This is a genomic window from Zoogloea sp., assembly GCF_044344315.1.
In the GTDB taxonomy this organism is placed as follows: Bacteria; Pseudomonadota; Gammaproteobacteria; order Burkholderiales; family Rhodocyclaceae; genus Zoogloea.
Genome location: NZ_JBIJDC010000013.1, coordinates 55,187 through 64,978 on the forward strand (window position 1 = coordinate 55,187; position 9,792 = coordinate 64,978).

Annotated in this window: 9 protein-coding genes; 6 read left to right on the forward strand and 3 right to left on the reverse strand. The window is 69.3% G+C overall.

Features of this window, described 5'->3' with window-relative positions; all coding sequences use genetic code 11:
* Positions 1-8: 8 nt before the first annotated feature.
* The 6 genes from ACIQ09_RS04705 to ACIQ09_RS04730 are packed head-to-tail and all read left to right on the forward strand — an operon-like array spanning position 9 to position 6,547.
* Positions 9-1,766, forward strand: coding sequence for a bifunctional alpha/beta hydrolase/class I SAM-dependent methyltransferase (locus tag ACIQ09_RS04705; protein WP_398306707.1), 1,758 nt, complete (start codon positions 9-11; stop codon positions 1,764-1,766).
* Positions 1,763-3,100, forward strand: a complete 1,338-nt coding sequence (locus ACIQ09_RS04710; RefSeq protein ID WP_398306709.1) for a phosphatase PAP2/dual specificity phosphatase family protein — start codon at positions 1,763-1,765, stop codon at positions 3,098-3,100. Before ACIQ09_RS04705 ends, ACIQ09_RS04710 begins: the two co-directional genes overlap by 4 nt.
* Complete coding sequence (locus tag ACIQ09_RS04715) at positions 3,090-3,542, forward strand: hypothetical protein (protein WP_398306711.1); 453 nt, start codon at positions 3,090-3,092, stop codon at positions 3,540-3,542. Before ACIQ09_RS04710 ends, ACIQ09_RS04715 begins: the two co-directional genes overlap by 11 nt.
* A gap of 14 nt (positions 3,543-3,556) precedes the next feature.
* Positions 3,557-4,180, forward strand: a complete 624-nt coding sequence (locus ACIQ09_RS04720) for a lysophospholipid acyltransferase family protein (protein WP_398306713.1) — start codon at positions 3,557-3,559, stop codon at positions 4,178-4,180.
* A 4-nt stretch (positions 4,181-4,184) separates the two neighbouring features.
* The gene (locus ACIQ09_RS04725; RefSeq protein ID WP_324462193.1) at positions 4,185-5,129 is read left to right on the forward strand and encodes a phosphatidate cytidylyltransferase; all 945 of its coding nucleotides are present in this window, start codon (positions 4,185-4,187) and stop codon (positions 5,127-5,129) included.
* Positions 5,126-6,547: an AAA family ATPase gene (locus tag ACIQ09_RS04730; RefSeq protein WP_398306716.1), complete on the forward strand. Its 1,422-nt coding sequence runs from the start codon at positions 5,126-5,128 to the stop codon at positions 6,545-6,547. Before ACIQ09_RS04725 ends, ACIQ09_RS04730 begins: the two co-directional genes overlap by 4 nt.
* 738 nt (positions 6,548-7,285) lie before the next feature.
* Here ACIQ09_RS04730 and ACIQ09_RS04735 read toward each other — a convergent pair.
* From ACIQ09_RS04735 to ACIQ09_RS04745, 3 genes are all read right to left on the reverse strand, one after another.
* On the reverse strand, positions 7,286-7,609 hold the full coding sequence (locus tag ACIQ09_RS04735; RefSeq protein ID WP_398306718.1) for a hypothetical protein: 324 nt from the start codon (positions 7,607-7,609) through the stop codon (positions 7,286-7,288).
* A gap of 38 nt (positions 7,610-7,647) precedes the next feature.
* Positions 7,648-8,895 (reverse strand): ammonium transporter, encoded by a 1,248-nt coding sequence (locus ACIQ09_RS04740; protein WP_398306720.1) that lies wholly within the window; start codon positions 8,893-8,895, stop codon positions 7,648-7,650.
* Positions 8,896-9,254: 359 nt separating this feature from the next.
* Positions 9,255-9,792, reverse strand: a 538-nt coding sequence (locus tag ACIQ09_RS04745; protein ID WP_398306722.1) for a cbb3-type cytochrome c oxidase subunit I, incomplete at its 5' end; no start/stop codon positions are given.

The window sequence follows — 9,792 nt, forward strand, 5'->3', positions numbered from 1 at the left end:
GGTCAGCGATGAAATCACCCCGCCCGGTCTCCGAACACCATTTCGAAACCCACGACGGGGTGCAGCTCTTCTACCGCCACTGGCCCGCCACCGCCCCACGGAGGGGCGCTGTGGTGATGTTCCACCGGGGCCACGAACACTCCGGCCGCATCGCCCACCTGGCCGACGAGCTGGACCTGCCCGATTTCGACGTCTTCGCCTGGGACGCCCGCGGCCATGGCCACTCGCCCGGCGCCCGTGGGCATTCGCCGAGCTTCGGCACCTCGGTACGCGACGTACAGACCTTCGTCGATCACATCCGCGACCACCACGGCATCGCCCACGCCGACATGGCCGTGCTGGCCCAGAGCGTCGGCGCGGTACTGGTGGCCACCTGGGCCCATGACTACGCGCCGCGAGTACGCTGCCTGGTGCTCGCCTCGCCGGCCTTCCAGGTCAAGCTCTACGTACCCTTTGCCCGCCCGGGCCTGGCCCTGCTGGAAAAGCTGCGCGGCAACTTCTTCGTGAACAGCTACGTCAAGGCCAGGCTCCTGACCCACGACCCGGCCCGCCAGATCAGCTACGACAAGGACCCGCTGATCGCCCGGGCCATCTCGGTGAACATCCTGCTCGGGCTCTATGAAGCCGCCGAGCGGGTCGTGGCCGACGCCCAGGCCATCACCCTGCCCACCCAGCTGCTCATCTCCGGCGCCGACTGGGTGGTCCATCACGGCCCCCAGCACCGCTTCTTCGACAGGCTGGGCTCGGCAGTCAAGGAGAAGCACGTCCTCGACGGTTTCTACCACGACACCCTCGGCGAGAAAGACCGCAAACTCGCCACCGACAAGGCCCGCGACTTCATCCTGCGCCAGTTCGACCCCCCCGCCGCACCGGTGAGCCTGCTCGATGCCGACCGCCACGGCGCCACCCATGATGAATCCGAGGCCCTGGCCCGCCCCCTCTCGCCCTTCAGCCTCCGCGGCCTGTACTGGGCCGCCTACCGGGCCAGCATGAAGCTCGGTGGCCGCCTGTCGGCGGGCATTGCCCTGGGCCACCGCACCGGCTTCGATTCGGGCAGCACCCTCGACTACGTCTATCGCAACACCGCCACTGGCAACGGTGCCCTGGGCCGGGCCATGGACCGCAACTATCTGGACGCCATTGGCTGGCGCGGCATCCGCCAGCGCAAGCGCCACCTGGAAGAACTCCTGCGCCTGGCCCTCGGCCGCCTGCACACCGAGGGCCGCCCCCTGCGGGTGCTGGACATCGCCGCCGGCCACGGCCGCTATGTGCTCGAAGCCCTGACCGAAGCACCGCGCCGCCCCGAATCCATCCTGCTGCGCGACTTCAGCGACATCAATGTGCGCGACGGCGCCGCCCTGATCCGCGAGAAGGGCCTGGAGACCATCGCCCGCTTCGAGAAGGGCGACGCCTTCGACCGGGCCTCGGTGGCCGGCGTGTCACCCCGCCCCACCATCGGCATCGTCTCCGGCCTCTACGAGCTCTTCCCCGACAACACCATGGTGAGCCGCTCCCTCGCCGGCATGGCCGACGCGATCGAACCCGGCGGCCTGCTGCTGTACACCGGCCAGCCCTGGCACCCCCAGCTGGAACTCATCGCCCGCGCCCTCACCAGCCACCGGGGCGGCGAGGCCTGGGTGATGCGCCGGCGCAGCCAGGCCGAGATGGACCAGCTGGTGGATGCCGCCGGCTTCGACAAGCTCGAGCAGCGCATCGACGAGTGGGGCATCTTCACCGTGTCCCTGGCCCGGCGGCGCGCCCCATGAACACACCGGCGGCAGCAGCCCCGACGATCCCCTGGCAACGGGGCGTCGCCTGGCTGCTCTTCCTGGGGCCCTTCTTCTTCCTCAGCTACGGCTTCGCCAATTCCATGGCGGCCCGCTGGCAGGTCAGCGACAGTCTGGTTTACGACTGGGAGCGGCACATCCCCTTCCTGCCCTGGACCATCCTGCCCTACTGGTCCATCGACCTGTTCTACGGCCTGTCCTTCCTGCTCTGCCGCACGGCCCTGCAGGTGGACCGCCACGCCCTGCGCCTGCTCACCGCCCAGCTCGTGTCGGTGGCCTGCTTCCTGGCCTTTCCCCTGCGCTTCAGCTTCTCCCGGCCTGATGCCGACGGCCTCTTCGGCGCCCTCTTCGACGCCCTGGCCGGCTTCGACCTGCCCTACAACCAGGCCCCCTCCCTGCACATCAGCCTGCTCGTCATCCTGTGGGTGCGTTTTGCTGCCGCCACCCGCGGCCCCCTGCGCGGGCTGGTGGATGCCTGGGCCGCCCTGATCGCCGTGTCGGTGCTCACCACCTACCAGCACCATTTCATCGACCTCCCCAGCGGCGCCCTGGTCGGCCTGCTGTGCCTGTGGCTGTGGCCGGATGAAGGCCCGACGCCTTTTTCCGCAGCCCGCTGGACGCATAGCCCCGAACGGCGCCGGCTGGCCGCCTACTACCTGGGTGGCGCCCTGGCCGCAGCCGGCCTGGGTGCCCTGCTCGGCGGCGGCGGGCTGGTGTTCGTGTGGCTGGGCATCGCCCTGTCCCTGGTTGCGCTCAGTTACGCCTTCCTCGGCCCGGCCGGCTTCCAGAAGCACGCCGGCCGCCATACCCTGGGTGCCGCCCTGCTGCTGGCCCCCTACACCCTCGGCGCGTGGCTCAACTCGCGCCTGTGGACCCGCAAGTCTCCAGCCCCCGGGCTGATCGCCGACGGCGTGTGGCTGGGCCGCCTGCCCGACAGCCGGGCCATGGAGGCCGGCGGCTTCCGCGCCCTGCTCGATCTCACCGCCGAATTGCCCGCCCCCCGGGGCAAGTGGGCCTACGCCCAGTTGCCTTGGCTGGATCTGGTCCCGCCCGACAGCCCCCGGCTGGACGAGGCCGCCGCCGCCATCGAGCGCCTGCGCCGGCACGGCCCGGTGCTGGTGAGCTGTGCCCTGGGCTACTCGCGCAGCGCCAGCGCGGTGGCGGCCTGGTTGCTGGCCACCGGCCGGGCGGCCTCGGTGGACGCGGCGCTGACGATCCTGCAGCAAGCCCGCCCCCGGGTGGTGCTGGGCCCGCAGCACCGCCAGGCCCTGGCCCGGGTCAGCCCGCCAGCGGAGCTCACTGGTGGCGCCTGACAACACCCGCGCGGCGGCGGCCAGCGCTGCCCTCACCGCCGCCGCACTGGCCCAGGGGCGCAGTCTGCATCTGCTCAGTCTGGCCCTGCTGCTGCCGGCCCTCGCCACCCTGCTGCTGGCGCCCGGCGGACCGGCCCGCGTCGCCTGCCTCGCCCTGAGCCTGATGGCCGGCGCCGTGCAGGCCTACAATGCGGTGCGCAGCGGCCTGGATGCGGCGCTGTTCGCCCACTGGGCCCGCTGCTGGAGCGCCCCCGCTGCGGTCGATATCGATGCCGACCTGCAGGCCTTCGACCAGGCCCTGGGCAGTGCTTTCGGCCAGCCAGCCCGAGCGTCCCGGCCCCTGGCCGAGCGGGTGCGCGGCGCCCTGGGCCTGCTGCGCCGCCAGGCCCTCGCCCTGGCCCTCCAGGGCCTGACCCTGTTCGCGGCCATGGCTGCGGGCTGAACCCGGAAAAGCCGATGTTTGTCGACCGCCTCCTCGCCTCCACCCTGTGCGGCTTTGCCCGTGCCCTCACCGGCGTGCGCGCCCTGTGGCTGGGCAGCGAACCCGATGCCCGCCCGCGGGTGTACTTCGCCAACCACCGCAGCCACGGCGATTTCGTGCTGATCTGGGCGTCCCTGCCTCCGCCCCTGCGCCGCCGCACCCGGCCGGTGGCGGGCGCCGATTACTGGCTGACCACGCCGCTGCGCCGCTTCCTGATCAACCGGGTATTCCGCGGCGTGTGCATCGACCGCCGCCCCGGGCGCAGCGGCCCCAACCCGGTGGCGCAGATGGGCGAAGCCCTGACCGCCGGTGAATCCTTGATCCTCTTTCCCGAAGGCACCCGCAACATGGGCGATGGCCTGCTTCCCTTCAAGAGCGGCCTGCACCACCTGGCCAGGGCCCACCCGGAGGCCGAGCTGATACCCGTATGGATCGAGAACCTGGGCCGGGTGATGCCCAAGGGCAGCCTGATCCCGGTGCCGCTCTTGTGCACCCTGAGCTTCGGCCCGCCCCTGGCCCCCATCGACGGGGAGAGTCGCGATGCCTTCCTTGCCCGCGCCCGCACCGCGCTCCTTGACCTGGCCCCGCCCGCCGACTGAGCCCATGAACGCCTCCCACGACCTCATCGCCGTCTTCGGCGGCATCTTCGGCCTGCTGGCCGTGTTCAGCCTGATCGGCGCCGGTCTCAAGTACCGGGTCGCCCGGGGCGAGCCCCACGGCGTCATCGACAACCTCAACGCCCGCATCAAGGCCTGGTGGGCCATGATCGCGCTGATTGGAGCGGCCATCTGGATCGGCCCCTGGGGCGTGATCGCCCTGTTCGCCTTCATCTCCTTCCAGTGCCTGCGGGAGTTCATCTCCCTCACCCACACCCGGCTGGGTGACCATCGCGCCCTGCTGTGGAGCTTCTTCGTCTTCCTGCCCGCCCAGTACTGGCTCATCGCCACCCACTGGTACGGCCTGTTCTCCATCCTGATCCCGGTCTACGCCTTCCTGCTGCTGCCCATCTCCTCGTCCCTGGGGGCCGACACCACGCGCTTTCTGGAGCGGGCGGCCAAGGTCCAGTGGGGGCTTATGATCTGCGTGTATTGCCTGTCCCACGTGCCGGCCCTGCTCACCCTCGACATCGCCGGCTACGCCGGGCGCAACATGCTGCTGATCGTCTTCCTGATCCTCACCGTGCAGTCCAGCGACGTCTTCCAGTACGTGTGGGGCAAGCTCATCGGCAAGCGCAAGGTGTCACCGGCCATCTCCCCGTCCAAGACGGTGGAAGGCCTGGTCGGTGGCGTGCTCACCTCCACCGCCGTCGGTGCTGCCCTGTGGTGGATCACCCCCTTCACCCCCCTGGAGGCCGGGCTGATCGCCCTGGTCATCAACGTGATGGGCTTCTTCGGCGGCTTCGTGCTGTCGGCCATCAAGCGCGACCGGGGCGTGAAGGACTGGGGCGCCATGATCGAAGGCCACGGCGGCATGCTCGACCGGGTGGACTCGATCAGCTTCTCCGCGCCCATCTTCTTCCACATCGTGCGCTACGGGTGGGTGGCATGAGCGCATCTGCCCCCCTGCCCGACTGGCTGGCGCGCTTCCAGGCCCGCCTCGGCGCCGAGCTCATCGAGACCCACATCTCCTGGATCCTCCTGACCGACGGCTTTGTCTGGAAACTCAAGAAGCCCCTGAGCCTGCCCTTCCTCGACTACGGCACCGCCGAGCAGCGCCGCTTCTGCTGCCATGAAGAGCTGCGCCTCAACCGGCGCCTGGCCCCCGGACTCTACCTGGGCCTGGAAGAGGTGGACGACAGCGGGGAGTGCGCCGTGAAGATGCGGCGCTTTGCCGAGAGCCAGCGGCTGGATCACGTTTGCGACCGGGGTGGTCTCGGCCCCGAAGCCCTTACCAGCCTGGCCCGGACCCTCCACGCCTTTCATCGGGGCGCTGCCGTGGCCGATGCGCGCAGCCCGTGGGGCGAGCCCGCCGAAGTCCTGGCGCCCGCCCTCGACAACTTCACCACGCTGCTCACCCTGCAGCCCGCCGAGGCCCGCCGTCTGGCGCGCCTGCAGGCGTGGACGCAAGCCGAGTTCGAGCGGCGGCGCACGCTGTTTGCCGGGCGCAAGGCCAGTGGCTATATCCGCGAATGTCACGGTGACCTGCACCTGGGCAACCTGGTGCTTCTTGACGGGCAGGTGGTGCCCTTCGACTGCATCGAATTCAACCCCGCCCTGCGCTGGATCGACGTGGCCTCCGAGCTGGCCTTCACCTGGATGGACCTCCTCGACCGCCGCCGACCAGACCTCGCGGCCTGGCTGCTCAGCGCCTGGCTGGAGGAGTCGGGAGATGTGGGCGCCGTGCCGGTGCTGCGCTTCTATGCGGTATACAAGGCCATGGTGCGGGCCAAGGTGGCCGGGCTATCCGGCAAGCCGCAGGGCGTGACGAGCTACCTCGACCTGGCCGAGCGTCTGACCACGCCCCCGGCGCCGCGCCTGACCATCACCCACGGCCTGTCCGGCTCCGGCAAGACGGTACGCAGCACCACCCTGCTGATGGCCGACCCGGCTGCGGCCACCCTGCGCCTGCGCTCCGACGTGGAACGCAAGCGCCTCCACGGCCTGCCGCCTCTGGCCCACAGCCGGCACGACACCCAGGGCGGCGGCATCTATACGGCGGAGGCCACCCGGCTGACTTTTGCCCACCTGGCCGGGACGGCCGCAGACATGCTCGATGCCGGCTGGTCGGTAATCGTCGACGCAGCCTTCCTGAAACGGGCCGAGCGGGACACGTTCCGGAACATCGCCCTCAGCCGCGGCGCGGACTTCGCCATCCTGGCCTGTTCCGCACCGGACGACGAGCTGCGCCGCCGCCTGGAAGCACGCCAGGGTGACGCCTCCGAAGCCACGGTCGCAGTGCTGGAGCGGCAACTGGGCTGGATCGAAGCCCTGGCAGCTGACGAACTGGACTACGTGCTACCGCCCTGAGGGCGAGTACAAGCCCTTGCAACTGCGGCATGAGGTTGGCGGAAGGAACTGTGGGGTCGCCCCCCTGGCAGGCACGCCGGGCTTGGTGAGCCTTGCCTGTCGGGGGTGAAGCGCTTTTCGGACTTTACGTGAAGGTCGTTAGATCATTCCCTTCGACCTTGAACCGGTGAGTGCTTACGGACGGCTTTCCGTTGTACTACGTCACATTGGCCGGGTCTCGGCCCGGCGGCCGACCTTCTTTCTTGTTGTACGACAAGAAAGAAGGCAAAGAAACGTACCCCGCTGTCGCGCCCCCTTCGGGGGTGCCCTCCTTCCAGGTCCGTCAGGCGGGGTCTGCGCAAACTCGCCCTGCGGGCTCAAACATGCGCAGCCCTTTTTCCGCCTGCCGAACCCTCCAGTCGGCGCGCCAGAGGGGAAAGGAAATGCAGGTGATCAACGGCCAGTACCCGACTCAAGTTCCGCAGGGGCTCGGTGCATCCGAAAAGCCCGTTCCGACCCGCCGAGCAGCGCACCAGCAGGCGGGGCCTTCCGGCGCGGCTGTCTGAGCCCGAAGGGCGAGTTCCGCGCCGGCCGCCTGCTGGGAGCAGCGCAGGCCGACCGGGGGTGGCGGGTCGCCTTCTTTGCCTTCTTTCTTGGCGAAGCAAGAAAGAAGGTCGCCTGCCGGGGCGAAATCCCGGCCAACGATACGCTGTCAGGCGACACCTCGAACTGCGGTTCTTGGGTTGATTTGACACGCGCTCAACGCAGGGAGCCGACGTAGCGCTGGGTCGGGTGGGTGGCCTCCGGGCGGGCGGTGCGCAGGCGCTCCAGCAGGCCCGGCCCGCTGTGCTCGGTGGCCAGGGCAGCCTTGGGCGCGGGCGCGTCAAGCTCCATCGCCAGGCGCAGACGGGCGCTCAGCTCGGCCAGTTCGGGGTTGCCGGTGGCCATGGCCAGGCGCACCACTTCGCGGGCGTAGTCCTTGTTCACGCGCATGTATTCCACATCGGTGATGCGGTTGCTGACCCGCCGCATCAACAGGTGGATCCGCCCGAGCAGGCCGTAGATGACTGAATCGGATTCCATGAAAAGCTCCCTTGGGTTTGGTGTGCCGCAGATGGCGCTCAGGCGATGGCCTCGCCGTGTTCGCTCAGGTCGAGCCCTTCACTTTCGGTGCGTTCGCCGACACGCAGGCCCACCAGCCGGTCGATCGCCATCAGCACGATCAGGGTCATGCCACCGCTGTAGACCACGGTGGCGCAGATGCCGGCGAGCTGGGCCAGGGTGTCGCCGCGCACACCGCCGATGGCCGGGCTGGCCAGCCAGCCGGTGAGCAAGGCCCCGATGATGCCGCCGACGCCGTGGATGCCAAAGGCGTCGAGGGCGTCGTCACAGCGCAGCAGGCGCTTCAGCACCGTGGCGCCAAGGTAGCAGCCCACCCCGGCGACGGCGCCGATCAGCAGGGCCGACGCCGGTGTGATGAAGCCCGAGGCCGGCGTCACCGCCACCAGCCCGCCCACCGCCCCGGAAACCAGCCCGAGGGCGCTGGGGCGGCCGCGCACCAGCCATTCGGTGCCCATCCAAGCCACCGCTGCCGTGGCCGCCGCCAGCTGGGTGACCAGCATGGCCATGCCCGCCCGGCCATCCGCAGCGAGGCCCGAACCGGCATTGAAACCGAACCAGCCCACCCACAGCAGGGCCGCTCCGGTCAGGGTCAGGGCCAGGTTGTAGGGCGTCATGGGCTGACGGCCGTAGCCGCTGCGCGGGCCCACGTACAGGGCGCACACCAGCCCGGCCACGCCCGCGTTGATATGCACCACCGTTCCGCCGGCGTAATCGAGCGCCCCCAGCACGGCCAGCCAGCCGTCCGGCGCCCACACCCAGTGAGCCACCGGGGCATACACCAGCACCGACCATAGGGCCGCAAACAGCAGCACCGCGGCAAACTTCATGCGCTCGGCAAAGGCCCCCGGCACCAGCGCCGTGGTGATGATGGCGAAGCTGAGCTGAAACATGGCGAACACCGACTCGGGCACCCCGCCGCTCAAGGCGTCCAGGCTCAGTCCGTCGAGAAACAGGCGGTCCAGCCCGCCCACGAAGGCCGTGCCCGGGCGCATCGCCAGGCTGTAGCCGACAGCGCACCAGGTCAGGGTCACCACCGCGGCGATGGCGATGGTCTGGGTCATGGTGGCGAGCACGTTCTTGCGCCGCACCATGCCACCGTAAAACAAGGCCAGGCCCGGCAGGGTCATCAGCAGCACCAGGGCCGTGGCCACCAGCACCCAGGCCGTGTGACCGGAATCCGCCACGCGGGCGGCGGCCCCACCGTCGGCGAGGGCCGCGAAAGGCAGGAACAGGGCACCCAGGGACATGACGGGCGCGATACGAACGGAACCGGAACAGCGGCTTCCTGGCATAGGGGCTCTCTGAAAGGTGACACACGCCTCTGACGGACGGATGTGCACCTGCAGCAAATCCTGTGCCGGGAGAAAACCCCGGCAAAACCCCTGCACCGGCGCCAGACGCGCCCAAGCCTGGCCCACCTCTGCCCTTCCGGGCACCAAGTCGGTGCTCCGATCAGGGGCATGCCTGTGATCGACGCCCGATAGGCGACTGAAGTCGCCTCTACAGGAGAGACCACACCGACGGTTGATCACCTGCACCTCCAGCCCCCACAAACGACAAGCCCGGCATTGCGCCGGGCTTGAGGGTGTTACGACTGACGGGTGTTTCAGGCGGCCTTGGCCTTGGTCTCGCCACTGACGAAGAAGCTGGTGATGTAGATCAGCAGGCCGATCAGGAACATCACGCCGGCGCCTTCACGCAGCCAGTAGAAGATCGCGACCTGATCCTGGGCTGCCATGAAGGGGATCGGGGTGCTGCTGTAGCGTTGCAGCCACACCTGCAGGATGCCCGCAGCGGTCAGGAACAAGGTGATGAAGACCATGGCGATGGTCATCAGCCAGAAGGACCACATCTCCAGCACCTGGGACTTCTCGCTGTTGGCAGCACGGCCACGCAGGATGGGCATGGCGTAGCTGATGATGCACAGCACGACCATCGCATAGGCACCGTAGAAAGCCATGTGACCGTGGGCGGCGGTGATCTGCGTACCGTGGGTGTAGTAGTTCACCGGAGCCAGGGTGTGCAGGAAGCCCCACACGCCAGCGCCGAGGAAGGACATCACGCCGGTACCAAGGGCCCACAGGGTGGCGGCCTTGTTCGGATGGTCGCGGCGGCGACGGTTCACCATGTTGAAGGCAAACACG

Bases quoted from the DNA above. Each gene is read 5' to 3' on its own strand.
- ACIQ09_RS04735 (WP_398306718.1), bottom strand. From the start codon at position 7,609: ATGGAATCCGATTCAGTCATCTACGGCCTGCTCGGGCGGATCCACCTG.
- ACIQ09_RS04730 (WP_398306716.1), top strand. From the start codon at position 5,126: ATGAGCGCATCTGCCCCCCTGCCCGACTGGCTGGCGCGCTTCCAGGCC.
- ACIQ09_RS04705 (WP_398306707.1), top strand. From the start codon at position 9: ATGAAATCACCCCGCCCGGTCTCCGAACACCATTTCGAAACCCACGAC.
- ACIQ09_RS04725 (WP_324462193.1), top strand. From the start codon at position 4,185: ATGAACGCCTCCCACGACCTCATCGCCGTCTTCGGCGGCATCTTCGGC.
- ACIQ09_RS04720 (WP_398306713.1), top strand. From the start codon at position 3,557: ATGTTTGTCGACCGCCTCCTCGCCTCCACCCTGTGCGGCTTTGCCCGT.
- ACIQ09_RS04710 (WP_398306709.1), top strand. From the start codon at position 1,763: ATGAACACACCGGCGGCAGCAGCCCCGACGATCCCCTGGCAACGGGGC.
- ACIQ09_RS04740 (WP_398306720.1), bottom strand. From the start codon at position 8,895: ATGTCCCTGGGTGCCCTGTTCCTGCCTTTCGCGGCCCTCGCCGACGGT.